This is a genomic window from Nonomuraea rubra, from assembly GCF_014207985.1.
Lineage (GTDB): Bacteria > Actinomycetota > Actinomycetes > Streptosporangiales > Streptosporangiaceae > Nonomuraea > Nonomuraea rubra.
Genome location: NZ_JACHMI010000001.1, coordinates 9,291,672 through 9,316,739, shown reverse-complemented (window position 1 = coordinate 9,316,739; position 25,068 = coordinate 9,291,672). Strand labels below are relative to the sequence as shown.

The window sequence follows — 25,068 nt, the reverse complement described above, 5'->3', positions numbered from 1 at the left end:
GCGTGAGCAGAACAGACAAGCTGAGGTACTACGCGCTGACGCTCTTATCGCCGATGGTGCTGATGGCGGCGGCGACGTACGGCGCCGGCTGGGCGGTCCTGGCCTGGCCCAGCGGCGAGGCGGCGCTGAGCCGCGAGCTGGCCGCCGGCCGCGACCCGGTCTGGAACGCCGCGACCGACCTGGGCAGCAGCCTGTCCGACACCCCCTACATCGTGGCGCTCACCGCGCTGGCCGCGATCGGCTTCCGCCTCTGGTTACGGCGCTGGCGCGAGTCGGTCTTCCTCGTGGCGGCCGTGTGGAGCCAGTCGCTGATCTTCCTGGCCACCACCGAGGCCGTCGGGCGGCACCGCCCGCCCGTCCAGCACCTGGACCCGGCGCCGCCCACCTCCAGCTTCCCCTCCGGGCACGTCAGCGCCGCCGTCGCGTTCTACTGCGGGGTCGCGCTCGTCCTGACCACGCGCGTCCGCGGCGCGGCGGCGCGGGCGGCCATCTGGACACCGGCCGTCCTCGCGCCGCTGGCCGTGGGATTCTCCCGGCTCTACCGCGGCATGCACTTCCTCACCGACGTCGTCTGGGGGTTGCTCCTCGGCGCAGGCTGCGTCGCGATGGCCGCCTGGGCGATCCTGCGCCGCCCCGCAGCCCGCCGCTCGTCCGCTGCTAGGCCAGTAGTACGGGCAGGGTCAGGACGTCGCTCCCCGTGAACGACGGCAGCGGCCGCAGCTCGCCCGGCTCCACCGCCAGCCGCATCCCGGGGAACCGGCCGAACAGCGCGGGCAGCGCCACCGCCGCCTCCAGCCTGGCCAGCGGGGCGCCGAGGCAGAAGTGCATGCCGTACCCGAAGGCGAGGTGCTGGCGGTCGTGCCGGTCGATGTCGAACCTGGCGGGGTCGGGGTTCACCAGCGGGTCCCGGCCGTGGGCGCCGAACCCGATCAGGATGAGCTCGCCCTTGGCGATCGTGACGCCGTCGCCGAGGTCGATGTCCGCGGTGGCGAACCGCAGCGGCAGGTGCATGACCGGCGAGTCGCGGCGCAACGACTCCTCGATCACGTCCGTCCAGCGGGCCGGCGTGCGCAGGACGGTCGCGAGCTGGCCGGGATGGGTCAGCATGGCGACGATCGCGTGGTCGATGAGCGACACCGCGGTCTCGCTGCCCGCCCCGATCATCAGGAGCAGGGTGCTGACCACCTCGTCCATGCCGAGCCGGTCGCCGTCGGCCTCCTGCGCGGTCAGCAGCAGCGTCGTCATGTCGTCGCCGGGCTCGGCCCGCTTGGTCTCGATCAGCCGGTGCATCGCCGCGTACATGCCCTGCTGGACCGCCGTGGCCTGCTCGGGGGTGAGCGTGTTGTCCAGGACGGAGTCGATGGCCGCCAGCATGGCCGGGCGCTGGTCGCCGGGCACGCCGAACAGGTCGCAGATGACGCCGCTGGGGATCGGGTAGGCGTACCGGGCGCGCAGGTCCACCGGCTCGCCCGGCGGGGTGGCGGCGAGCTCGTCCAGCAGCGTCGCGGCGATCCGCTCGACGGACGGGCGCATCGCCTCGACCCGGCGGGCCGTGAACGCCTTGCCGACCAGGCTCTTCAGCCGCGCGTGGTCGTCGCCGTCGGCGGTCAGCATGCTGACGACGTCCACCCAGGCGGTCAGCCAGGCGATCGCGAACGGCTGATAGCCCGGCCACGACCTGCGGGCGTCCTTGGAGACGTCCGGGTGGGTCAGCAGGTGCCTGACCACGTCGCCGCGGGTGACCGACCAGGCGACGAGTCCGGCGGGCAGCCGTACGGGGACGGCGGGGCCGGCCGCGCGCAGCCGGTCGACCTGGTCGTAGAGGTGGATCCCCGAGGTGTCGAGGATCGTCGGCGCATCGGTCACGGGGACCTCCTGCGGGCACGGTTGGGGGGAATCCGGCGGTAGAGGTCTACCCCGCGCGGACCCCCGCTACAGCAGGTCCTCGATGCGGATCGGGAGGCGGCGCGGGCGGTGGCCCGTGGCGTGGAAGACGGCGTTGGCGATGGCCGGGGCGACGCCCACCAGGGCCACCTCGCCGAGGGTCTTGACGCCCATCGGGTTGAGCGTGAAGTCGGGCTCGTCGATGAAGTCCACCTCGATCCCGCCCACGTCGGCGTTGACCGGGATCACGTAGTCGGCCAGGTCGGCGTTGACGAAGCCGCCGTAGCGGGGGTCCACCTCGCTGTGCTCGCTCAGCGCCGCGCCGATGCCCCACACCACCGCGCCGCGCACCTGGGCGTCCGCGGTGACCGGGCTGGCCACGCGTCCGCAGTCGGCCACGCTGACCACCCGCGAGACCCGTACGCGCGGCGCGGCCGGCTCCACCCGCACCTCGACGAAGTGCGCGATGAAGCTGAACGCCACGTGATCCGGATAGTCGGGGCCGGCGGGGGCGACCAGGCCCGCGCGCATCCGGTCGATCGCCTCGGGCGGCTGCCCGGGGCCCTGGGTGACGGCCTCGGCCACCACCTCCTCCGCGCCGGTCGCCCGGACGGCGGCGGCCACGTCCACGGGGCCCTCCGACGGCACCCTCAGGCGTTCGCGCAGGTCGCGCAGGGCGGCGTGGACCGCCAGCAGCGTGCTGTTGGTGCCCCACGCACCCGCCGTCAGGTGGTGGGGCACGGCCCGGGTGTCGCCGACGACCACCCGTACGGACTCCGCGCCGATCCCGAGATCACCGGCGACGGCGCGGACGAGGGCGGTCGTCATCCCCTGACCCATCTCGTGCCCGCCCACCTCGGCCACCACCCCGCCGTCCGCGCCGGCCCGCAGGCGGGCGAGCACGGGCACCGTCATCGCCGGGTACGCCCCGGCCGCCACCCCCCAGCCCACCGGCGTGCCGTCGGGCGCGCGCATCGAGCACGGGTCCGGCGAGCGGCCCGCCCAGCCGAACAGTTCCGCGCCCCGCCGCAGGCACGCCGCCAGGTGCCGGGAGGAGAACGGCTTGCCCGTGACCGGGTCCGCCCCCGCGTCGTTGGCCAGGCGCAGCTCCACCGGGTCCCGGCCCGCGGCGTGGGCGAGCTCGTCCACCGCCGACTCCAGCGCGAACGCCGCCGGATGCTCGAACGGCGCCCGCATGTAGCCCGGCGTCTGGGTGTCGGTCCTGACGTGGCGCTGGCGGCCGCGGAAGTTCCTGATGTCGTACAGGCGAGAGGTGATCTCCGTGTACGTCGCGGGCAGCAGGTCGTGGCGGGAGGCCTGCTGGTCCACCTCGTGGATCGCGGCCAGCAGCCGGCCCGACCGGTCGGCGCCCAGGCGGACGCGGTGCCGGGTCATCGGGCGGAAGCTCGCCGCGTGGAACGTGTGGGCGCGGGGCAGGACCAGCTTGACCGGCCGGCCCAGCCTGCGGGCGGCCACCGCGAGGGGCGCGAGGTGCGGCTGCAGCGAGTTCTTCTGCCCGAACCCGCCTCCCACGTACGGCGCGATGACCTCGACGTGCTCCGGGTCGATGCCGAGCTGGCGGGCCAGGCCGCCGCGCAGCGCGCCGACGCTCTGCGACCCCTCGTGGACCACCACCGTGTCCCCGTGCCACTCGGCCACGCCGCCGATCAGCTCCATCGGCACCTGGTGCTGCGGGCCCGCCTCGTAGACGGCGTCCACCCGCAGAGGGCTGCGGTCGTAGGCGCCGTCGGCGTCGCCCACGACGACGTCCGCCAGGAACGGCAGCGGCAGGGCCTCCTGCTGGAGCACCGTCTCGGTGCCGTCCGCGTCCAGCTCGACCGCGAACGGCTCCTCCTCGTACGCCGCCCGCACCAGCCCGGCCGCCTCCGTGGCCGCGACCAGCGTGTCGGCCACGACCAGCGCGATCGGCTGGCCCCGGTAGGCGACGCGGTCGTCCAGCAGCGGCTGCAGGCTCTGGAAGGCGTAGCCGCCGGCCATGATGTAGCCGGCCGGAGTGATGTCCAGCTCGTCCAGGTGGGACAGGATGAGCAGGACGCCGGGGACGGCGGCGGCCTCGGCGGTGTCGAGACCGGTGATGCGGCCCTTGCCCACCGTCGAGACGACCGGCATCGCGTAGGCGACGCCGGGCGGCGTGTGGTCGGCGCCGTAACGGGCCGACCCGGTGACCTTCTCCCGCGCGCCGACGCGCGGCATCCCTGCGTTCGTCATCGCACGACCCGCCCTCCGGCCCGTGGTATTCCTCGACTGGTCATCGCACGGCTCGCTCTCCCGCGATCCGCAGCGCCTCGGCGACGGTGCGGATGCCCAGCTCGACCCGGAACGCGTTGTGCCTGCCCGGACGCGCGCCGGCGAACGCCGACTCCCCGGCCCGCCGCGCGCTGCGCCTGTCCAGCACCGCCCCCACCAGCTCCCGCTCGGCGGAGTGGCAGCGCCAGGGCCGGGTGGCGACGCCGCCCACCGCGATGCGGCACTCCTCCACGGCCCCGCCCTCGCCCAGGGTGACGGCCACGGCCGCCGAGGCCAGCGCGAACGCGTACGACGCCCGGTCCCTGACCTTGTGGAACGTCGACCCGCGGCCGGCGGCGGTGACCGGCACGCGGATGCGGGTGACGATCTCGTCCCAGGCCAGCGTGTGCTCCCGCTCCGGCCTGTCACCGGGCTCCACGTGCAGGTCGGCGAGCGGCAGCGTGCGCCGGCCGCGCGGCCCCGCCACGTCCAGCGCGGCGTCGAACGCGATCAGCGCGACCGCCCAGTCACCCGGGTAGGTGGCGATGCACGCGTCGCTGCCGCCGAGCAGGGCGTGCCCGCGATCCAGCCCCCCGATCGCCGCACACCCGCTGCCGGGCCGCCGCTTGTTGCACGGGAACGCGAGGCCGCCGCGGAAGTAGGGGCACCGGGTGCGCTGCAGCAGGTTCCCGCCCACGGTGGCCATGTTGCGCAGCTGCTGGGACGCCGCCTTGGCCAGCGACTCGGCCAGCGCCGGATAGTCCCGCCGCAGCACCGGGTCCGCCGCCACGTCGGCCATCAGCGCGCCCGCGCCGAACGACAGCTCGCTCGATCCGGCCGTGTCGATGCCGGCCAGCTCGGGCAGCGCGCGGATGTCCACGACGGCGGGCGGGGTCTCGACGTCCAGCTTCATCAGGTCGTAGAGCGTGGTGCCGCCGGCCAGCACCTTCGTGCCGGGGCCGGACTCCGACAGGGCGCGGAGGGCCTCGTCGAGGGTGGCCGGGGCGGCGTAGCCGAACGGGCGCACGCCTCAGCCCTCGCCCGCCGGCGCGTCCGTCCGCCCGGCCGCCGCGCGGATGGCCGCTAGGATGCCCGTGTACGCCCCGCACCGGCACAGGTTCCCGCTCATGTGCTCGCGGATCTCGTCGTCGTCACCGGCGTTCCCCTCGGCGATGCAGGCCAGCCCGGACATCACCTGCCCGGGCGTGCAGTAGCCGCACTGCAGCGCGTCATGATCCACGAACGCCTGCTGGAGCGGATGCAGCGCCCCGTCGGGCCCCGCCACGCCCTCGATGGTCCGTACCGACCGGTGGTTCGCCTGCACGGCGGGGAACAGGCAGGACACGACCCGCCGCCCGTCCACGTGGACCGTGCACGCGCCGCACTGCCCGTGATCGCAGCCCTTCTTCGACCCGGTCAGCCCCAGCCGCTCGCGCAGCACGTCGAGCAGCGACTCCCGCGGATCGAGGTCCAGGCGCACGTCCTGGCCGTTGACCGTCAGCTCGGTCGCTACCTCCGAGGTCATACGCGCCACGCTAGTGCCGAACGCCGCTTTTATCCCCATATGGCGGGATAAGGGCCGGTCAAGACACCTTTGGCGACGCGACCGGCGGGTCAGGGCAGCACTGAGCCCGTGAGGCGCCCGGTGCGGCGGTAGACGGCGCACATGATGTCGCGATCGCCGTCCGCCCACGTCTCCACCGTGGGCATGATCGGGTAGTACGGCAGGTCCGCGCGATCCCGCCCCCACAGCTCGGCGTGCCGCTCACCGCAGCTCTTCCAGGCGAACGCCGCCAGCGCCGCCCGGTCGTACGGGCCGTCGGCGGCGTGCGTGAAGCCGTACGACTGGTTGTCGGCCCCGCCGTCGCACGGCGTGTAGAGCACGATCCGCTCGCCCGCCCCGCGCGAGTACGCCGGATCGCTGAAGCACTCGCCGCCCTCGATCAGCAGGATCCCGGTCGTCTCCGCCGTGATGAACGACTCCGTCTTGGTCACCGGCTGCGCGGGCGGCACCACGAACAGGGTGCCGAGCGCGGCCACGGCGGGCAGCAGCCCCCAGCGGCGGGTCGCCGCCATCCGTTCACCTCCCGCTCACGCGCACGATCATCCGGGGCCGATCGTAGGCGGCGGCCGGAGAACGGCGGGCCAACGCCCGATGACGCCCACATTTCCGATCGTGAATTCATCTCGCGGACAGTCTTGGGACAGATGAGTGTCAGCGATGCCTGGGTGAATGCGCTGGCGCCCATCTCGCACTCGCGGATGGGCGAATACCGCTTCTCGATGGAGTGAACACGAAGTGAATCAGCCCACGAAGCCGCGGGCCTTCGGCTCCCGGCAGACGAAGCTCGCCGCGGCCGGCGCCGGCGTGCTGCTGGTCGGCGCGTTAGCGTTCGGCCCGGCGGCCGTCGGTGCGGCGGCGCCGCCCGTCTATCCGGCTGCCGAGGTCCACAAGCCCACGCCGATCCCCGACCGCGTCATCCTCATCCCGACGACCACGCCCGCCACCACCCAGCGCGTGTCGTGGCGCGCCGAGGCGACGGCCGACACCGCGCAGGCCCAGATCCTGGAGGCGCCGCGCGCGCTCGGCCAGGTCCAGCCCGCCGCGGGCGCCGTGGCCACCGTCCGGGCGCTGGCCAGCACCCCGGTCAACACCACGCTCGGGTACGCCTCCACGTACCACACCGCCGAGTTCACCGGCCTGAAGCCGGACACCCGCTACACCTACCGGGTCGGCGACGGCACGAACTGGAGCGCGTGGACCGACTTCACCACCGCCGCCGAGGGCTTCGAGCCGTTCTCGTTCATCTACTACGGTGACGCGCAGAACTACCTCGACTCGGCCGTGCCGCGCGTGTTCCGCCAGGCGTTCGCCGACCGGCCGCAGGCCAAGGCGATCGTCAACGCCGGCGACCTCATCGACTCCGCCAACAGCGAGGAGCAGTGGGGCCAGTGGTTCAAGGCGGGCGGCTTCATCGACGGCCAGGTCAACAACATCTCGATCCCGGGCAACCACGAGTACAGCGGCGGCCTGTCGGCCTTCTGGCGTCCCCAGTTCCCGTATCCGGACAACGGCCCCGGTAACGCCGAGCTCAAGCAGACCGCCTACACGCTCGACTACCAGGGCGTACGGTTCATCGGCCTGGACACCAACTACCAGAGCAACGCCACCCTCATGGCCGCGCAGACCGCGTGGCTGGAGAACCTGCTCAAGGACAACCCGAACAAGTGGACCGTGGTGACCTTCCACCACCCCGTCTACTCGACCACGGGCACCCGCAACAACCCGAACGTCCGCGCCCAGTGGGCGCCGCTCTTCGAGAAGTACGGCGTGGACCTGGTGCTTCAGGGCCACGACCACTCGTACGGGCGCGGCAACCCCGTCTCCGCCCGCAGGTCGGCGACGGTGCACAACGGCGTCGCGTACGTGGTGTCGGTCTCGGGCGGCAAGATGTACGCGCTCAACGGCGGCGAGAACTGGACCGGCAACGGCGCCGAGGTGCGCAGCACCAGCCAGAACACGCAGCTCTACCAGCTCGTCGACGTCACCGGGGACACCGTCACGTTCGAGGCCCGCTACGCCAACGGCGAGCACCACGACGGGTTCGTGATCCGCAAGAACGACAAGGGCGAGCGCACCGTCAACGACCTGCGCACCCCCGAGAACACGGTCGGCGAGCAGGTCACCGTCGACAAGACCTCGGTCCGGCGGCTGGAGACCCTGAAGGTGTCGGCCTACGGGTACGACCCGGGCGAGAGGGTCGCCATCTGGTGGCGCGAGAAGGGCGGCGACGAGGCTCGCCACGGCCGCGACGGCACGCTGATCGGCTACGAGAAGGCCGATGAGCTGGGCCGGGTCGAGGAGACCGTCCGGGTGCCCGCGATGGTGAAGAGGGGCGGCGTCTACGAGGTGTACCTGGACAGCCAGAACCAGAAGATCACCAGCCCCGCCATCACCGTGACCAAGTGATCCACCCTGGGCGGGGCCGCGACGCCGTGCCGCCTGCCCGGTGACGCGGCCCCGCCCAGGCGCCTTCGTACAGGAGCTTCCCCTTGATCTTCCCGCTCGTCGCACGCCGGCTGTGCGTGCTGCTCATCACCGCCGCCGCGGTTCTGGCGCCCGCGCACGCGGCCGTGGCGCACCCGTTCGGGCCGCCGTCCACGGCCAGGGTCGGCGCCGACGGCAACCGGGTGACGCTCGCCTGGCTGCCCGCCGAGGACGACTGGGTGGCGCTCGGCCGCTCGGTCGGTGCCTTCGAGGACCCGGCCGCCGGGGCCGACACCTCCCTGACCGGGGAGCAGAAGCTGGCCCGCTCCGCCGCCGTCCGCACGTACCTGCTGGCCCGCGTGGGCGTCACCCAGGCGGGACGGCCCTGCGCCGCCGAGCTGGCCCCGCTGGAGCGGCTGCTCGCCGAGGGGGCCCGGTTCAGCTTCGAGTGCCCGGAACGGGTGGTGGACGTGGACGTCCGGGTCGGCGCGCTGACCGACCTGCACGAGGCGTACCGCACGATGCTCACCGCCGAGACGCCGGCCGAGCCCGCGAAGGCGCTGCTCACGGCGGAGGCCGACACCCGCAAGCTGCGCTTCGACCCGTCGGCGGCCGGCGGGGTGCCGCTCGTGGTGCCCGCCGTCGCGCTGGTGGCCGTGCTCGGCGTGCTGGCCGCCCTCCTCGTCCGCCGGCGGCGGCACTCGGACGTGCGCGCATGAGCGGCCTCACCGGGCCGGAGAGCTACCTGATCGGGCTGTTCGACGGGGCGGGCGCGTTCTGGCTGGCCCTCGTCGTCGCGCTCGGCGTGGGCGCGCTGCACGCGGTCGCACCCGGGCACGGCAAGAGCGTGACGGCCGCGTACCTGATCGGCACCCACGGGCGATACCGGGACGCGCTGCGGCTGGGCGTGGTCGTGGCGTTGATGCACACGGTCTCGGTGCTCGCGCTGGCGCTGGCGTGGGTGGGGCTGAGCAGCGCGGCCGCCGTCGGCACCGAGGCCGTCACCGCGTGGCTGCAGGTGGTGGCGGGAGTGGTCGTGATCGGCGTGGGAGCCCACCTGACCTACCGCCACCTCCGGCAGCGCACCACGCACGGGTATGGGCACGGTCATGGGCATGGGCATGGCCACGGTCACGGTCACGGTCATGGCCACGGGCATGAGCAGTTGGACGACCCGTGGTCGGCGCGGGGGCTCACCGCGCTCGCGCTCTCCGGCGGCCTGGTGCCGTCGCCGTCGGCGTTCATCGTGCTGGTCAGCGGCCTGCTCACCGGGCGGTCGGCCGGCGCGGTCGTGCTGGTGCTGGCGTTCGGCGCCGGGATGGCCGTCACGCTGACCGCCGTCGGGATCGTGACCGTGCGGGGGGCGGCGGTGCTGAGCAGCCGTACGCCCCGCGTGCGCCTGCTGCGGACGGTGGCGGCGTGGATGCCGGCGCTGGCGGGCGTCGCCGTGGCGATCGGCGGCTGCCTCTACCTGGCCACGGCGGTCACGACTCTGGCGTCGTGACCGTGATCACCACGTTCCCCGTCTTCTGACCCGTCTCGACGTAACGGTAGGCGTCGACGATCTCGTCCAGCGGATACTGCCGGTCGATGACGGGCCGGAACTCGCCGGACTCGATCAGCTCCTTGAAATGCCGCGCCGTTCCCGCGTCGTGCTTGGGAAACGGGAACCTGACCCGCCTGCCGCCGAACAACGGGGTGACGGCCGTCAGGAACAGGTTCTGCCATAAGGGGCCCACGTCGGAGGCGACATAGATGCCGCGCGGCTTCAGCAGCCGCCGGCACCGCCCGAACGTGCTCTTGCCCACCGCGTCGATGACGACGTCATATCGCTGCTCGTCCGCGGTGAAATCGGTGGCCGTGTAGTCGACGGCCCTGTCCGCCCCGAGGCGCCTGACCAGGTCGAGGTGTTTCGTGCCGCAGACCGCGGTGACCTTCGCGCCGGCGTTCTTCAGCAGTTGCACCGCCGCCGAGCCGATGGCCCCGGTGGCGCCGTACACGAGCACGTCGTGCCCGGCGCGGACCTTCGCCCACGTGATCATCGACAGCGCGTAGTGCGCGCCCTCCGTGCCGGGAGCGGCCTCCTCGTACGACAGGCCCCGCGGGAGCGGCGCCAGCGTGCCGCCCTGCGGGATCACCATGTACTCCGCGTGCGCCCCGAACCGCGCGTCGTTGTAACCGAACACCTTGTCGCCCGGTCTGAACGCGGTGACGCCGCCGCCCACTTCTTCGACGTCCCCCGCGAATTCCGTGCCGAGAACGGGGACGTTCGGCCTGACGAGCCCCGTCATGAATCGCCAGATGAAAGGCTGGGCGGCCCGCATCGCGCAGTCCGTACGGTTGACGGTCGTCGCCCGTACCTTGACGAGCACGTCACCGTCCTTGACGACCGGCTTTTCGACGTCCGAAACGCTCACCACTTCCGGCGGGCCATATCTGGCGCGCACTGCGGCCTTCATGCCCGGGATTCTAGCCACCGATCAGCCGTCGACAGCGGCGTGAACGTGCGCGAGATCCGCCTCCATGCGCGCCGCCGTCTCCCTGAGCGCCGGCAGCACGTCGCGCAGGAGCGTGGCGTTGGAGGCGCGGCCGGCGTGCGTGGCCACGTTCACCGCCGCCACCGTACGCCCCCGCCGGTCGCGGACCGGCACCGCGATGGACCGCACGCCCTCCTCCAGCTCCTGGTCGACCAGGGCGTACCCGTCCTCGGCGGCCTGGCGCACCAGGGCCCGCAGCTCGGCCTTGGAGGTGACGGTCCTGGGCGACAGGCGCCGCGGCACGATCGCGGCCAGCCGCTCCCCGGGCAGCTCGGCCAGCAGCACCCGGCCCATGGAGGTCGCGTACGCGGGGAACCGCGTGCCCACCGTGATGTTGATGCTCATCAGGCTGACCGTCTGCACCCTGGCCACGTACACGACGTCGTCGCCCGACAGCACCGCCACGGACGCCGACTCCCGTACGCGGGCCACCAGGTCGGCCAGGTGCGGCTGGACGACCTCCCCGAACGTCAGCCCGGACAGGTGCGCGTACCCCAGCTCCAGCACCCGGGGGAGCAGCGTGAACCGGGCCCCGTCGGCGCCGGCGTAGCCGAGCCGCTCCAGCGCCTGCACCGCCCGCCGCACGGTCGCCCTGGGCAGGCCGGTGGCCTTGGCGCAGTCGGCGAGGGTCAGGCCGCCGCGGGCCGTGCCGAGGGCGACCATGACGGCCAGGCCGCGGGCCAGCGACTGCAGGAATCCCATCCCCAGCTCCTGCTTGTCGCCGCGCGAACGATCGACCCCGCCTGTCAGCCCCGCCCGAGCCGGATCCGGCGTGGGGGCGGCGAGTGCCGCTTCCATCTCGCCCACCGTCTTGCGCAACGCGCCCGCACAGTGGTCACGCAGCTCGCCCACGGTGTGCCTGCTGGTGTGGCTGACCACGCTGACCGCGCAGACGGCCCGCCCCTCCCCGTCGCGCACCGGCATCGCCACCGCGATCAGCCCGGGCTCGATGAGCTGATCGTCCTCCGCCCACGGCGTCGCCGGGTCGAGCAGGGCCAGGCCGGCCGCGCACCGGTCCGCGGGCAGCAGGTCGCCGACGCGGAAGGTGACCGACATGGTGCGCCGCCGGGTGCACTGCACGATGAACCGCACCCCGTCCCCATCGCGCACGGCCAGCGACACGGACTCGTCCAGCTCGTCCGCCAGCCGGCTCGCCAGCGGCGCGAGCGCGTCGCGCAGGCCGCTGCCCGCCAGGTACGCCTCGCCCAGCTCCATCAGGCGCGGCGCCGGCAGCACGTCGCGCCCCTCGGCCCGCACGTAGCCGAGGTGCGCGAGTGTCGCGAGCACCCGGTCCACGGTGGACCTGGCCAGGCCGGTCGCGCGGACCAGGTCCGTCGCCCGGACGGGCCGCCGGGGGCCGGTGGCCAGCGCGCGCAGCACGGCGAGCCCGCGCTCCAGGGTTCCGGCCGCTTCCATCGGCTCCTCCTCCAGGCGGTGAGGCGACGGGCGGGCCCTTCGTGGCGAGGCACCCGTCCCGACGGGGTCACCTAACACCACGAGAGGGGACCTTTGACAGCCCGCTCCTCGATCCACATACTGAAAACACATAATAGTGAACTAAAGTTCGCAGAGCGAACACGTCCGAACGGAGCGTCGTGCGCAAGGACAAGGTGGTCGCCACGCCCGAAGAGGCGCTGGCCGGCGTGCGCGACGGCGCGTCGTTCGCCGTCGGCGGCTTCGGCCTCAGCGGCATCCCCAACGTGCTGATCAAGGCCCTCTACGACACCGGCGCGACCGGTCTCGGGGTCGTGTCCAACAACTGCGGCGTCGACGGCGGCGGCCTGGGCATCCTGCTGGCGGCCGGGCGCATCGCCCACGTCACCGCCTCCTTCATCGGCGACAACAAGGAGTTCGCCCGCCAGTACCTGGCCGGCGAGCTGGAGGTCGAGCTGACGCCGCAGGGCAGCCTGGCCGAGCGGCTGCGCGCCGGCGGCAGCGGCATCCCCGCGTTCTACACGCCCGCCGGTGTCGGCACGCCCATCGCCGACGGCGGCCTGCCGCTGCGCCACAACCCCGACGGCTCGATCGCGGTCGCCTCGCCGCCGAAGGAGGTGCGGGAGTTCGACGGCCGCCAGTACGTGCTCGAACGCGGTATCCGTACGGACTTCGCGCTGGTCCGCGCGGCCAGGGGCGACCGCTTCGGCAACCTGGTCTTCAACAAGTCCAGCAGGAACTTCAACCCGCTGGCCGCCATGGCCGGGCGCGTCACGATCGCCGAGGTCGAGGAGCTGACCGAGCTCGACCCGGACGAGGTGCACCTGCCGGGCGTCTTCGTCCAGCGCGTGCTCGTCCTGACCCCCGAGCAGGCCGCCGACAAGGGCATCGAGAAAAGGACCATCACCGAATGAGCTGGACCCGTGACGAGATGGTCGCGCGGGCGGCGGCCGAGCTGCGCGACGGCGACTACGTCAACCTGGGCATCGGCCTGCCCACCCGCATCCCCTCCTTCCTGCCGCAGGGCGTGGACGTGGTCCTGCACTCGGAGAACGGCGTGCTCGGCGTCGGCCCGTACCCGAAGGCCGAGGAGATCGACCCCGACCTGATCAACGCCGGCAAGGAGACGGTCACCGTGCTGCCGGGCGCGTCGTTCTTCGACTCCTCGCTGTCGTTCGGCATGATCCGCGGCGGTCACCTCGACGTGGCCGTGCTCGGCGCGATGCAGGTCTCCGCGCGCGGAGACCTGGCCAACTGGATGGTGCCCGGCAAGCTGGTCAAGGGCATGGGCGGCGCCATGGACCTGGTGCACGGCGCGCGCAAGGTCATCGTGATCATGGACCACAACGCCAAGGACGGCTCGCCGAAGCTCGTCGAGGTGTGCACGCTGCCGCTGACCGGCAAGGAGTGCGTCCACCGGATCATCACCGACCTCGGCGTCTTCGACGTCACCGCGCGAGGGCTCGCGGTGGCCGAGCGCGCGCCGGGAGTGAGCCTGGACGAGGTGCGCGAGCGCACCGGCGCGGAGGTGAGCCAGGCATGAAGGACGTCTACATCGTCGATGCCGTACGCACCCCGTTCGGCCGCTACGGCGGAGCCCTGTCCGGGATCCGCCCCGACGACCTGGCCGCGCACGTCGTCAGGGCGCTGGCCGAGCGCAACGGCCTGGAGGCCGCCGACGAGGTCGTGCTCGGCAACGCCAACGGCGCCGGCGAGGAGAACCGCAACGTCGCCCGCATGGCCGCCATCCTGGCGGGCCTGCCCGTCACCACGCCCGGCGTCACCGTCAACCGCCTGTGCGGCTCCGGCATGGAGGCTGTCATCCACGCCTACCGCGCGATCGCGGTCGGCGACGCCTCCACCGTGATCGCGGGCGGCGTCGAGTCGATGACCCGCGCCCCGTGGGTGCTGCCCAAGCCGGAGAAGGCGTTCCCGGCGGGCGGGCAGGAGCTGGTCTCCACCACGCTCGGCTGGCGGCTGGTCAACCCGGACATGCCCGCCGAGCACACCGTCCCGCTCGGCGAGGGCGCCGAGCTGATCGCCGACAAGCACCGCATCACGCGGGCGGAGCAGGACGCGTTCGCGCTGGCCAGCCACCAGAAGGCGGCCAAGGCGTCGTTCGAGCGCGAGATCGTGCCGATCGCCGGCGTGACCCGGGACGAGGGGATCCGCCACGACACCTCCCTGGAGGCGCTGGCCAAGCTCAAGCCCGCCTTCCGCAAGGACGGCGGCACCGTCACCGCAGGCAACTCCTCCCCGCTGAACGACGGAGCCGCAGCCCTGCTGCTGACCGACGAGGCCGGCCTGCGCGGGCGCGAGCCCCTGGCCAGGATCGTGGCCAGCGGCGTCAGCGCGCTGGAGCCCCGCTACTTCGGGCTCGGCCCGGTCGAGGCGGCGGGCAGGGCGCTGGCCAAGGCGGGCAAGCGGTTCGAGGACCTGCACACCGCCGAGCTGAACGAGGCGTTCGCCGCCCAGGTGCTGGGCTGCCTGGCCGAGCTGCCCGGCCTCGACCCCGCGATCGTCAACCCCGACGGCGGCGCCATCGCCATCGGCCACCCGCTCGGAGCCTCGGGCGCCCGCGTCACCGGCGCGGTGGCCCACCGGCTGGCCGCCGCCGGCTCCGGCGCCGGTCTCGCCTGTCTCTGCATCGGCGTCGGCCAGGGGCTGGCCGTCGTACTCGAAAGGTAGCGATGATGTCCGAACCCCTCAAGCAGGCCGACATCGATCAGGAGATCGCGGCCCGCGCCGGCGAGCAGGGCGACCACCCCGCCCGCGACTACGCCCCCTACCGCAGCACCCTGCTCCGCCACCCCCACCAGCCGCTCGTCGCGATCAAGGACCCGGAGGCGGCCGAGCTGGCGGGGCCGGTGTTCGGCGTGAGCGACGTGACGCCGTTCGACAACGACCTCACCAAGCAGCACCTGGGGGAGCCGCTGGGCGAGCGGATCACCGTGCGCGGGCGCGTGCTCGACCGCCAGGGCCGCCCCGTACGCGGGCAGCTCGTCGAGGTCTGGCAGGCCAACGCCTCCGGACGCTACCTGCACCAGCGCGACGACCACCCCGCGCCGCTCGACCCCAACTTCTCCGGCGTGGGCCGCTGCCTGACCGACGACGACGGCAACTACCTCTTCACCACGATCAAGCCCGGCCCGTACCCGTGGCGCAACCACCTCAACGCCTGGCGCCCCGCGCACATCCACTTCTCGCTCTTCGGCACGTCCTTCACCCAGCGGCTGGTCACCCAGATGTACTTCCCCGGCGACCCGCTGTTCCCGTACGACCCGATCATGCAGTCGGTCACCGACGAGCGCGCCAGACAGCGGCTCGTCGCCGACTACGTGCACGACCTGTCCGAGCCGGAGTTCTCGCTCGGCTACCGGTGGGACATCGTCCTCGACGGGCCCACCGCGACCTGGATGGAGGAAGGCCGTTGAACCCCACCCCTTCGCAGACCGTCGGCCCGTTCTACGGGTATGCGCTGCCGTTCCCCGGGGGCGGCGACCTGGCGTCCGGCGGGATCGCCGTGCACGGGTACGTCTACGACGGCGCCGGTGACCCCGTGCCGGACGCGCTGCTGGAGTTCTGGCAGCCCGACGAGCACGGCTCCCTGACCGGGTCGCCCGGCACCATGCGCCGCGACCCCACGAACGGGGCCGTACTCGGGCGCGACGGCGTGCGCTTCACCGGCTTCGGGCGCGTGGCCACCGACCTCGACGGGCACTGGGCGTTGCGTACGGTCGTGCCGGGGAACGGGTACATCAGCGTGTGCGTCTTCGCCCGTGGCCTGCTGCACCACCTGTACACGCGCATCTACCTCGGGCAGGACGCCTTCCTCGACTCGCTCCCGCCGGAGCGGCGGCAGACGCTGGTGGCGGTGGAGGAGCGTGACGGGGTGCACCGGTTCGACATCCATCTGCAGGGCGAGAAGGAGACGGTCTTCCTTGACTTCGGCTGATCCCGAGCCGCGGTCCGACCTGGGGTTGTTGTCCCCCATGCGGGGTGCCGCCGAGGCCACGGGCGACGTTGCCGTGCTCCAGGCCATGCTGGACGCCGAGGCCGCCCTGACCCGTGCCCAGGCGGCCCTCGGCCTCGTCCCGGCGGAGGCGGCGGAGGCGGTGTCGGCCGCCGCCCGCGCGGGCGCGTTCAGCCTGCCGGACCTCGTGGCGCGGGCCCGCTCCGGCGGGAACCCGGTCATCCCGCTGGTACGGGACCTGCGCGAGGCGGCCGGGCCCTACGGCGAGCACGTCCACCTGGGCGCCACCAGCCAGGACATCGTCGACACCGCCCTCATGCTCGTCGCCCACCGCACGCTGGGCCCGGTCCTCGCCGACCTCGACCGGGTGATCGGCGGCCTCACCGAGCTGGCGGCCCGGCACCGTGACACCCCGATGGCCGCCAGGACGCTCACGCAGCAGGCCGTTCCCACGACGTTCGGGCTCAAGGCGGCGGGCTGGCGCGAGCTGGCCGCCGCCGCCCGCACCCGCCTGGCCGCCGCCCGCGCCACCCTCCCGGCCCAGCTCGGCGGCGCCGCCGGCACACTGGCCGCCTTCCAGCCCCCCACGAACACGCCGCCTCCCGCCGCGAGCGGGCCGGGCGAGGCGGTGGCGGTGGCGTTGCGGCTGCCTGGGCGGTTCGCGGCCGAGCTGGGCCTGGCCGAGCCGCTGCTGCCCTGGCACGTCCTGCGCACCCCCATCGCCGACCTGGCCGGGGCGCTGGCGTTCACCGCCGGGGCGCTGGGCAAACCGGCGGCCGACGTGCTGGTGCTGTCGCGTACCGAGATCGGGGAGCTGTCCGAGGGCGTCGGCGGCGGGTCGTCGTCGATGCCGCACAAGCACAACCCGGTCAGGGCCACGATGATCACCGCCGCCGCCCGCCAGGTGCCGCCGCTCGCGGCCGTCCTGTACGGCTCGCTCGCCGCGGAGGACGAGCGCCCGTCCGGCGCCTGGCACGCGGAGTGGCAGCCGTTGCGCGAGGCCCTGCGCCTGGTGGCGGGCGCCGCCCGCGACGCCGCCGAGCTGGTCGCGGACCTCCGGGTCCACCCGGACCGGATGCGCGCCAACCTGGCCGTCCCCGGCGACCCGGGCCCGGCCCCGGCGCTCGTGGACCTCGTACTCAACCATGATCAAGACAAGGCCCCGCACTGATGCTGCTGCACTACCGGCTGGACGGCCCCGAGCACGGTGAGCCGCTCGTCCTCGCCCCCTCCCTCGGCACCTCCACCCGCCTGTGGAACCGCCAGATCACCGCCCTGGCCCGCACGTTCAGGGTGCTCAGGTTCGACCTGCCCGGCCACGGCGACTCGCCGGCGCTCCAGGCCGGCACCCTGGACGGGCTCGCCGCCCTGGTCCTGGACGTGGCGGACGCCGAGGGCCTGGACACCTTCCACTTCGCGGGCGTCTCGATCGGCGGCGCGATCGGCGCCACGCTGGCGGCCCGCCATCCCGGCCGGCTGCGTTCCCTGGCCATGATCTGCTCCAGCGCCAGGTTCGGCGACCCGGAGGCGTGGCACGAGCGGGCGAAGCTGGTCCGTGAGCAGGGCACCGCGCCGCTGCTGGAGGCCACCGCCCGCCGCTGGTTCGCGCAAACGCCCGACCGGGCGCTGCTGGACGACCTGGCCGCCACCGACCCCGCCGGGTACGCCGCCTGCTGCGACGCCCTGGCGGCCTACGACCTGCGCGCCGACCTCGCGGGGATCACCGTCCCCACCCTGGTCGTGGCCGGTCGCGAGGACCCGGCGACGCCTCCTGCCCACGCCAGGGAGCTGGCCGACGGCATCCCCGGCGCCACGCTCGTCGAGCTGCCGGGCGCCGCGCACCTGGCCCCCGCCGACCAGCCGGAGCGCGTCACCCAGGCGCTGCTGGCCCACCTGCCCGCCCTGCCCGGCATGCGGGTACGGCGCGAGGTGCTGGGCGACGCCCACGTGGACCGCGCGGTGGCCCGTACCACGCCCTTCACCAGGGACTTCCAGGACCTCATCACGCGCTACGCCTGGGGCGAGATCTGGACCCGCCCCGGGCTCGACCGCCGCACCCGCAGCTGCGTCACGCTCACCGCGCTCGTCGCCCGCGGGCACCTCGACGAGCTGGCCATGCACGTACGCGCCGCGCTCCGCAACGGGCTCACCCCGGACGAGATCGGCGAGGTCCTGCTGCAGAGCGCCATCTACTGCGGAGTCCCCGCGGCCAACGCCGCGTTCGCCGTCGCCCAGCGCGTGCTCGCCGAGGAGGACCACGCCTGACCGCGGGCGTGGGAGCGCCGTCGCCGGGCAGCGTGCGGGCCAGCCTATGATGAGCCAATGACCTCGCCCCCCGCCACCACCGAACGCCAGCGGGACGCCGACCGTACCAAGGCGGAGATCCTCGAGGTCGCGCAGCGCGAGTTCGCCCGCTACGGCTACGCGGGGGCGCGCGTGGACGAGATCGCGGCCCGCATGCGCACGACCAAGCGCATGATCTACTACTACTTCGGCAGCAAGGAGCGGCTCTACATCGCCGTGCTGGAGAAGGCGTACGCCGAGGTGCGCGAGGTCGAGCGGACGGTCGACGTCCAGCACCTCGCGCCGGTCGAGGCCATCCGCACGCTGGCCGAGCTGACCTTCGACCACCACGACGCGCACCGGGAGTTCATCCAGCTCGTCGCGATCGAGAACATCCACCAGGCCGAGCACATCCGCAAGTCCGAGGTGCTGGGCAACCTCGGCACGCCGGTGCTCGACCTGATCTCCCGCATCCTCGACGCGGGGCAGGAGTCGGGCGATTTCGTCACCGAGGCCGACGCCATCGACGTGCACATGATGATCAGCGCGTTCTGCTTCTTCCGGGTGGCGAACCAGCACACGTTCGGCGCGCTGTTCGGGCGCGACATGACCGCGGCCGAGCATCGCGACCGGCAGCGGCGCATGGTCGGGGAGATGATCGTCGGCTACCTGTGCGGCAGGGGCGCGCCCCGCGCCTAGCCCGCCCCGCGCCTAGCCCGCCCCGCGCCCAGCCCGCTCCGTGCCCCGCGCCTAGCCCGATCTTCCGGTCAGGCGCCTGCCCAGCCGCTGGCCGGGCAGCTCGATCAGGCGGTAGGTCAGGGCGCTGAGCGGGATCAGGGCGAGGAAGAACAGCGGCAGGTCCGGCAGCACGTGCAGCAGGATCGGGTGCAGCAGGTAGACGGAGAAGCTGATCAGCCCGAGCCACGGCAACCAGAGCGGGAACGTCCGGCCGCGCAGCGCGTACGCCAGCCCGGACGCCGCGAACGCCAGCACGATCGCCGTCGCCCAGGCGGGATCGTCCTTGGCCGGGATCCCGCAGCCCAGCACCACCGCGAGCGTGACCCCCGCGGCCCGCCACGAGATCGTGCCCTGCTCGGCCCGGTACACCGCCGTCCCGGCGAACATCGTGGCCAGGATGATCATCCCCTGCCAGGTGCCGCCCCGGCTGCCCAGCACCACCAGCGCCAGGCCGAGCAGCCCGCCCGCGACCGCCGCCACCGTACGCGCGCCCTCGGACGCCAGCACGGTCACCGCGATCGCCGCGACCACCGCCAGCCCGAGCAGCACGGCGACCAGGTCCGCCCGGCCGCCGATCGTCGCCTTGGGCAGCAGCAGTCCCAGCGGCACTGCCGCCGCCGCCAGGCCGAGCGCGATCCCCGCCGACCTGTGCGCCTGCCGCACCGCGAACAGGGCCACGCTCATCAGGTAGAACGCCATCTCGTACGAGAGCGTCCAGGTCACGCTGATCAGCGCGGGAAGGTTGACCAGCTCCTGGAGCATCGTCACGTTCCCGAGCGCGACCACCGGCCACGGGCGCTCGCCGAGCCCCGGCGGTAAGGGCAGCACGCCTGCCGCGGTGAGGAGCAGCGCCAGGCAGCAGGCGGCCAGGAGCAGCGGGAGGAGGCGGAAGGCGCGGCCCGCCCAGAACGCGCGCAGGTCGCCGCGCCGTTCCAGGGAGGCGGGGATGATGTAGCCGCTGACCAGGAAGAACACGAACACGCCCCACGAGCCGAGATCGATGCGGCGGTCCACCTCGGCCCAGACGCCGGGGATGAACGTCCAGCCGGCGTGGTGCATGGTGACGGCCAGCGCTGCCGGTCCCCGCAGGGTGTCCAGCCAGGCCAGCCGGGCGGGGGCCGGGAACATCTGCCGCAGTCTAGGCCATAAGGGACATAAGCCTGGCCTGGTCACCCCGCAGATGCGGGCCCGGGGATCAGTCGCCGGCGCAGGACGGGCGGAGGCGGGTGAAGGCGGTGTCGACGAGCCCCATGTGGTCGGCGTCCGGCCCCGTCCTGAGCCATTCGCGGGAGGCGCAGTCGACGGCGGCGCCCGCGGCCGCGGTCAGGAGATCGACGGTGAACGGATCCAGCCCGGTACGGGCCGCCAGTGACTCGGCGATGCGCGAGCGTACCTCCTCGCGCTTCTGCTGGAAGCGGGCCCGCAGCGAGGGCGTGCGCTCGATCAGCCGCAGGGTGGCGCGGCTCTCGGCGTCGATGCGCGCGACCCACTCCCGCAGCACCGCGTGCAGCGAGTCCCAGGGCCGCTCGCCCGCCGGCCGGGCGGAGAGTTGCTCGGCGATGTCGTCGCCCATCACCTGGACGCCGCCGAACACCGCGTCCTCCTTGGCCGGGAAGTAACGGAAGAAGCTGCGCTTGGACACCCCGGCGGCACGCGCGATGTCGTCGACCGTGACCTCGTCGAAGCCCCGCTCCGTGAACAGCTCCAGCGCCACCGCGGCCAGCTCGGCCTGTACGGCCCGCCGCGCCCGCTCTCTCAACCCAGCCATGCGCCCGAGTGTATCGCTAGGCATATAGTGTCGTTTATGACACCGAATGACATGAACGGCAGCGTGGCGCTCATCACTGGCGGCACCGGCGGGATCGGCCTGGAGACCGCCCGCGGCCTGGCCAGGCGCGGAGCCTCGGTGATCCTCGTCGGGCTCGACCCGGCGCGGGGCCTGCGGGCCGCGCGGGACATCAGGGACAGCGCGGGGCACGACCGGGTGCACGCCGTCTCCGCCGACGTCACGCGGCTCGACGGCCTGCGCCGCCTGGCCGGGGAGGTCGGCGAGCGCCACGACCGGCTCGACGTGCTGGTCAACAACGTCGGCGTGAACCTGCCGGACCGCGAGCTGACCGCCGACGGCGTGGAGAAGATGTTCGCCGCGCACGTGCTGACCCCGTTCACGCTCACCCACCTCCTGCTGCCGCTGCTGCGGCGCGCCCCCGCCGCCCGCGTGGTCAATCTCACCGGCGGCATCCCCGGCGGCCCCATCGACCGCACCGACCTCCAGGGCGAACGGCGCTACCTCGGCTGGACGTTCAGCCACTACAACCACACCAAGACCATGACCATGGCGATGACCCACCGCCTGGCCGGGCGGCTGCGCGGCACCGGCGTGACGGCGAACGTGGTCTACCCCGGGCACGGCCACACGCCGATGAACCGGTCCACGCCGATCAGGGCGTTCCCGATCGCCTACCGGCCGATCGCGCCGCTGGTGCTGAAGGTCGTCGCGCCGCTGTTCCTCTCCGACCTGACCAGGTCCGCCCGGTCCAGCGTGTACGCGGCCACGAGTGCCGAGCTGGAAGGCGTGAGCGGCGCGTACGTCGACGACAGGTGCCGCAGGAAGCCGCTGCCCGCCTCGGCGCTCGACCCCGGCAACCAGGAGGCGGTCTGGGAGCTGTGCGTCAGGCTGAGCGCGCCCGTGCTGCGGGCTGCGGGAGAGCCGCCCTCAGCCTGACGCCGGCAGGAGCTCCGCCAGGCGCGCCGGCGGTGCCGCGCAGCGCAGGTCGCCGATCCGCCGGAACCCGGGCAGGAGCGCGCCGAAGCGCGCGGACGCGACCGGGTGCTCGCCCAGGTGCTCGACCAGCGTCAGCTCGTCGGCGGCGCGGAGCTGGGCGGCACCGTCCCCATGTGGCAGTGGATCGGCGACGAGGGCGCCACCACCTTCAGCTACCAGCCGGAGCGGGCGGCGGTCGTACGATCGGGGCATGCTGCATGGCCGGGAGCGGGAGTGCGCTCTCATCGCGCGGCTGCTCGACGGCGCTCGCGAACGGCGCAGCGCCGTCCTGGTCGTCAGGGGAGAGGCGGGCATCGGCAAGTCCGCCCTGCTCGGCTACGCCGCCGCGCGGGCGGACGGCATGCGGGTGCTGCGGGGCGGCGGCGTCGAGTCCGAGTCCGAGCTTCCGTACGCGGCCGCGCACCAGCTCCTGCGCCCCGTGGCGGACCGGCTCGCCGCCATCCCGGCCGGCCAGGCCGCCGCGCTGCGGGCGGCGTTCGGGCTGGGGGAGCCCGTCGAGGGGGATCGGTTCCTGGTGTCGGTGGCGGTCCTGAGCCTGCTGTCGGAGGCGGCGGAGGAACGGCCGCTGCTGTGCCTGGTGGACGACGCCCACTGGCTGGACGGCGGCTCCGCCGACGCGCTGGCGTTCGTGGCCAGGCGGCTGGAGGCCGAGGGCGTCGTCCTGCTGTTCGCGGCCCGCGACGAGGAACCGGGCCCGCCCTCCCGCACCGGCACCGGGCCGCCTACCGCGAGAGCCCTCCACCCACCCGCTGGGCCGCCGCTCGCGGGCACCGGCGTCCCTCGCCCGCTGGCCGGGCTGCCCGAGCTGCGGTTGGGCGGGCTGGACGCCGGCGCGGCCCAGGCGCTGCTGGCCGAGCGCACCTCCGTGTCGCTCGCGCCCGAGGTCGCCGCCCTGCTCGTGACCAGCACCGCCGGCAACCCGCTCGGCCTGCTCGAACTGCCCGGCTCCCTCTCCGCCGAGCAACTCGCCGGCACCCGGCCACTGCCCGAACGGCTGCCGGTGGGGGAGGTGGTCGAGCAGGTGTTCCTGGCGCGGGTGCGCCGGCTCGGCGCTCCGGCACAGACCCTGCTGCTGATCGCCGCCGCCGAGGACAGCGGCGACGTCGGGCTCGTGCTCAGGGCCGCCCGGACGCTCGCCCTGGCCCCGGACGCGCTGGACGAGGCGGAGCACGCCGGCCTCGTACGGGTCGACGGCGGCGCCCTGACCTTCCGCCACCCGCTCGTACGCTCGGCCGTCTACCGGGGTGCCACGTTCCTGCAACGCCAGGCCGTGGAGCAGGCCCTGGCGGCCGTGCTGGCGGACGAGGACGCCGACCGCCGGGCCTGGCACCTGGCCGCCGCCGCGACAGGCCCGGACGAGACGGTGGCCGGCGAGCTGGAGGCGTCGGCCGAACGCGCCACCCGCCGAGGCGGGCACGCCTCCGCCGCCAGCGCCCTCCACCGCGCCGCCGACCTCACGGGACATCCGGAGCCCCGCGCCCGCCGCCTCACGCTCGCCGCCGAGACGGCCTGGCTCGCCGGCCAGCCCGACCGCGCCCGCACCCTCCTGGACGAGGCCGCCACCCGCACGGCCGAACCCCGGCTCCGCGCCAGGGGCGAGCACGTCCGGGGCGCGATCGAGGGCCTCTGCGGCCGCCCCGACCTCGCCTACGCGATGCTCGTGGCCGGCGCCGAACTGGTATCCCCACCGAACCCCGCAGCTGCCACCCCGGCCTCCGGCGCGGGCGGGCCCGCCGACCGTGCGATGGGACACGACCCGAGCACCGGTGTCGCACCGGGGCGCGAGCCGGGCGAGGCGCCGGGGCCTGACCCGGGTGAGGTGGCGGGTGTCCCATCGGGCCGTGAGGCGGCGCAGGCCGCACGCATGCTGATCGAGGCGGGCCGGCTGGCCTTCACCGCCGCCGACCTGCCCAGGCTGGCCGAGGCGGGGCGGCGGCTGGCCGGGCTGCCGCCGGTCGAGGAGGCCGTCACCGCGGGCGGCAAGCTGATGATCGGGCTGGCCGCGCTGCTGGAGGGCGACGCCGAGCGGGCCGCCACGCTGCTGCGCGAGGGCCGCGCCCTGGCGAAGGACTCTGCCGACCCCCAGAGTCTCACGATGGCGGCGGGCGCGGCGATGTTCGTCGGCGAGGACATGACGGCGCTCGACCTGTTCACCACCGCCGCCGTGCGAGCCAGAACGGCCGGCGCGGTCAGCGCGCTGCCGCTGGTGCTCGCGCCGCTCGGCGCGCTGCAGATGTGGACGGGCCGGTTCGCCGCCGCCCGCGCCACCGCGACGGAAGGGCTGCGGCTGGCGCTCGACACCCGGCAGGACAACATCGCCGCGCACCACCGCGCCGTGCTCGCCTGGATCGCCGCCGTCCAGGGCCGCGCCGAGGAGTGCCGTACGGAGGCGGACGCCGCGCTGTCCCGCGCCATCGGGCAACGCCTCGGCCCGCCGGCCGGCATCGCGTCCTGGGCCCTGGCCCTGCTGGACCTGGGCGAGGGGCGGACGGGGGAGGCGTTCGACCGGCTGACCGCGCTGGCGGACGCCGCTCCCGGCGAGGGGCATCCCATCGTGAAGATCTTCGCCGCCGCCGATCTCGTCGAGGTCGCCGTACGCGCTGACCGCCCGGACCGCGCGGCCACCGCCCTCGACCTGCTCCGGCGCTGGGCGGGCCCGGCCCGCTCCGCATGGGCGGACGCGCTGGTGTCCCGCTGCCGCGGCCTGGTCGAGAACGCCGACGACCACTTCACCGAGGCGCTGTCGTCGCACGCGCAGGCCGGCAGGCCGTTCGACACGGCCAGGACGGCGCTGCTGTTCGGCGAGGCGCTGCGCCGGCGCCGTCGGCGTGCCGAGTCGCGGCGTCACCTGCGGGCGGCGCGCGAGATCTTCGAACGGCTGGACGCCGCGCCCTGGGCCGCGCTCGCCCGCGTCGAGCTGCAGGCGACCGGCGAGACGGCACGCAAGCGGGACCCCAGCACGAGCGCCGACCTCACCCCGCAGGAGTCGCAGATCGCGCGCATGGTGAGCGAGGGCGGCACGAACAGGGAGATCGCGGCGTACCTGTTCCTGAGCCCGCGCACCGTCGACTACCACCTGCACAAGGTGTTCGTGAAGCTGGGCCTCTCGTCCAGGGCCGAACTGGTGCGCCTCGCCCTGGAACGGCCGGGCCTCCTGGACGGCGAACACTGACGAACGGCCATTCGCCGGCCCCGCCGT

24 protein-coding genes are annotated in these 25,068 nt (G+C 74.0%); 14 read left to right on the top strand and 10 right to left on the bottom strand.

The window, feature by feature from the left end:
• Nucleotides 1–2: 2 nt before the first annotated feature.
• On the top strand, nt 3–701 hold the full coding sequence (locus tag HD593_RS42510; protein WP_185108189.1) for a phosphatase PAP2 family protein: 699 nt from the start codon (nt 3–5) through the stop codon (nt 699–701).
• Here the strand turns inward: HD593_RS42510 and HD593_RS42505 are convergent.
• The 5 genes from HD593_RS42505 to HD593_RS42485 all read right to left on the bottom strand — a co-directional run bounded on the left by HD593_RS42505 (nt 658) and on the right by HD593_RS42485 (nt 6,207).
• Nucleotides 658–1,866: a cytochrome P450 family protein gene (locus HD593_RS42505; protein WP_185108187.1), complete on the bottom strand. Its 1,209-nt coding sequence runs from the start codon at nt 1,864–1,866 to the stop codon at nt 658–660. The two genes, HD593_RS42510 and HD593_RS42505, sit on opposite strands and share 44 nt — an antisense overlap.
• 66 nt (nt 1,867–1,932) lie before the next feature.
• Nucleotides 1,933–4,113 (bottom strand): xanthine dehydrogenase family protein molybdopterin-binding subunit, encoded by a 2,181-nt coding sequence (locus HD593_RS42500; RefSeq protein ID WP_185108185.1) that lies wholly within the window; start codon nt 4,111–4,113, stop codon nt 1,933–1,935.
• Between the two features lie 40 nt (nt 4,114–4,153).
• Nucleotides 4,154–5,158, bottom strand: a complete 1,005-nt coding sequence (locus tag HD593_RS42495) for an FAD binding domain-containing protein (protein ID WP_185108183.1) — start codon at nt 5,156–5,158, stop codon at nt 4,154–4,156.
• 3 nt (nt 5,159–5,161) lie between these two features.
• The gene (locus HD593_RS42490; RefSeq protein WP_185108181.1) at nt 5,162–5,656 is read right to left on the bottom strand and encodes a (2Fe-2S)-binding protein; all 495 of its coding nucleotides are present in this window, start codon (nt 5,654–5,656) and stop codon (nt 5,162–5,164) included.
• Between the two features lie 89 nt (nt 5,657–5,745).
• The gene (locus HD593_RS42485) at nt 5,746–6,207 is read right to left on the bottom strand and encodes a hypothetical protein (RefSeq protein ID WP_185108179.1); all 462 of its coding nucleotides are present in this window, start codon (nt 6,205–6,207) and stop codon (nt 5,746–5,748) included.
• Between the two features lie 223 nt (nt 6,208–6,430).
• Here HD593_RS42485 and HD593_RS42480 point away from each other — a divergent pair, with 223 nt between their 5' ends.
• From HD593_RS42480 to HD593_RS42470, 3 genes are all read left to right on the top strand, one after another.
• Nucleotides 6,431–8,101, top strand: a complete 1,671-nt coding sequence (locus HD593_RS42480; protein ID WP_221525266.1) for a purple acid phosphatase family protein — start codon at nt 6,431–6,433, stop codon at nt 8,099–8,101.
• Nucleotides 8,102–8,184: 83 nt separating this feature from the next.
• Nucleotides 8,185–8,838, top strand: a complete 654-nt coding sequence (locus HD593_RS42475; protein ID WP_185108176.1) for a hypothetical protein — start codon at nt 8,185–8,187, stop codon at nt 8,836–8,838.
• Nucleotides 8,835–9,623: a nickel/cobalt transporter gene (locus tag HD593_RS42470; protein ID WP_185108174.1), complete on the top strand. Its 789-nt coding sequence runs from the start codon at nt 8,835–8,837 to the stop codon at nt 9,621–9,623. Before HD593_RS42475 ends, HD593_RS42470 begins: the two co-directional genes overlap by 4 nt.
• Here the strand turns inward: HD593_RS42470 and HD593_RS42465 are convergent.
• The gene (locus tag HD593_RS42465; RefSeq protein WP_185108172.1) at nt 9,604–10,578 is read right to left on the bottom strand and encodes an NAD(P)-dependent alcohol dehydrogenase; all 975 of its coding nucleotides are present in this window, start codon (nt 10,576–10,578) and stop codon (nt 9,604–9,606) included. The genes HD593_RS42470 and HD593_RS42465 overlap by 20 nt on opposite strands.
• A gap of 21 nt (nt 10,579–10,599) precedes the next feature.
• Nucleotides 10,600–12,072, bottom strand: coding sequence for an IclR family transcriptional regulator domain-containing protein (locus tag HD593_RS64750; protein ID WP_185108170.1), 1,473 nt, complete (start codon nt 12,070–12,072; stop codon nt 10,600–10,602).
• A gap of 179 nt (nt 12,073–12,251) precedes the next feature.
• On the opposite strand from HD593_RS64750, the gene HD593_RS42455 reads away from it, so the two are divergent.
• From HD593_RS42455 to HD593_RS42420, 8 genes are read left to right on the top strand one after another with little or no spacing between them, the layout of a single operon-like run.
• Nucleotides 12,252–13,004, top strand: coding sequence for a CoA transferase subunit A (locus HD593_RS42455; RefSeq protein ID WP_185108168.1), 753 nt, complete (start codon nt 12,252–12,254; stop codon nt 13,002–13,004).
• Nucleotides 13,001–13,633, top strand: a complete 633-nt coding sequence (locus tag HD593_RS42450) for a CoA transferase subunit B (RefSeq protein ID WP_185108166.1) — start codon at nt 13,001–13,003, stop codon at nt 13,631–13,633. The genes HD593_RS42455 and HD593_RS42450 overlap by 4 nt, the downstream gene beginning before the upstream one ends.
• Complete coding sequence (locus tag HD593_RS42445; RefSeq protein WP_185108164.1) at nt 13,630–14,778, top strand: thiolase family protein; 1,149 nt, start codon at nt 13,630–13,632, stop codon at nt 14,776–14,778. The genes HD593_RS42450 and HD593_RS42445 overlap by 4 nt, the downstream gene beginning before the upstream one ends.
• A gap of 5 nt (nt 14,779–14,783) precedes the next feature.
• Complete coding sequence (pcaH, locus tag HD593_RS42440; protein WP_185108162.1) at nt 14,784–15,524, top strand: protocatechuate 3,4-dioxygenase subunit beta; 741 nt, start codon at nt 14,784–14,786, stop codon at nt 15,522–15,524.
• A complete protein-coding gene (gene pcaG, locus HD593_RS42435; RefSeq protein ID WP_185108160.1) occupies nt 15,521–16,045 on the top strand; it encodes a protocatechuate 3,4-dioxygenase subunit alpha in 525 nt (174 codons plus the stop codon). The genes pcaH and pcaG overlap by 4 nt, the downstream gene beginning before the upstream one ends.
• Nucleotides 16,032–17,234: a 3-carboxy-cis,cis-muconate cycloisomerase gene (pcaB, locus tag HD593_RS42430; RefSeq protein WP_246547014.1), complete on the top strand. Its 1,203-nt coding sequence runs from the start codon at nt 16,032–16,034 to the stop codon at nt 17,232–17,234. The genes pcaG and pcaB overlap by 14 nt, the downstream gene beginning before the upstream one ends.
• Nucleotides 17,234–18,328 carry a bifunctional 3-oxoadipate enol-lactonase/4-carboxymuconolactone decarboxylase PcaDC gene (gene pcaDC, locus HD593_RS42425; RefSeq protein ID WP_185108158.1) on the top strand — a complete coding sequence of 365 codons (1,095 nt, stop codon included), beginning with the start codon at nt 17,234–17,236 and terminating at the stop codon, nt 18,326–18,328. The genes pcaB and pcaDC overlap by 1 nt, the downstream gene beginning before the upstream one ends.
• Nucleotides 18,329–18,385: 57 nt before the next feature.
• A complete protein-coding gene (locus HD593_RS42420) occupies nt 18,386–19,045 on the top strand; it encodes a TetR/AcrR family transcriptional regulator (protein WP_185108156.1) in 660 nt (219 codons plus the stop codon).
• 51 nt (nt 19,046–19,096) lie between these two features.
• Here HD593_RS42420 and HD593_RS42415 read toward each other — a convergent pair whose 3' ends face one another.
• Both HD593_RS42415 and HD593_RS42410 read right to left on the bottom strand, forming a co-directional pair.
• Nucleotides 19,097–20,212 (bottom strand): acyltransferase family protein, encoded by a 1,116-nt coding sequence (locus tag HD593_RS42415; protein WP_185108153.1) that lies wholly within the window; start codon nt 20,210–20,212, stop codon nt 19,097–19,099.
• A gap of 67 nt (nt 20,213–20,279) precedes the next feature.
• Nucleotides 20,280–20,852, bottom strand: a complete 573-nt coding sequence (locus tag HD593_RS42410) for a TetR family transcriptional regulator (protein WP_185108151.1) — start codon at nt 20,850–20,852, stop codon at nt 20,280–20,282.
• A 36-nt stretch (nt 20,853–20,888) separates the two neighbouring features.
• On the opposite strand from HD593_RS42410, the gene HD593_RS42405 reads away from it, so the two are divergent.
• Nucleotides 20,889–21,809, top strand: coding sequence for an SDR family NAD(P)-dependent oxidoreductase (locus tag HD593_RS42405; RefSeq protein ID WP_246547011.1), 921 nt, complete (start codon nt 20,889–20,891; stop codon nt 21,807–21,809).
• On the opposite strand, the gene HD593_RS42400 is transcribed toward HD593_RS42405, so the two are convergent.
• Nucleotides 21,801–22,061: a hypothetical protein gene (locus HD593_RS42400; protein ID WP_185108149.1), complete on the bottom strand. Its 261-nt coding sequence runs from the start codon at nt 22,059–22,061 to the stop codon at nt 21,801–21,803. The two genes, HD593_RS42405 and HD593_RS42400, sit on opposite strands and share 9 nt — an antisense overlap.
• On the opposite strand from HD593_RS42400, the gene HD593_RS42395 reads away from it, so the two are divergent.
• Nucleotides 22,060–25,041 (top strand): helix-turn-helix transcriptional regulator, encoded by a 2,982-nt coding sequence (locus HD593_RS42395; protein WP_185108147.1) that lies wholly within the window; start codon nt 22,060–22,062, stop codon nt 25,039–25,041. The genes HD593_RS42400 and HD593_RS42395 overlap by 2 nt on opposite strands.
• The last annotated feature ends 27 nt before the right edge of the window (nt 25,042–25,068 follow it).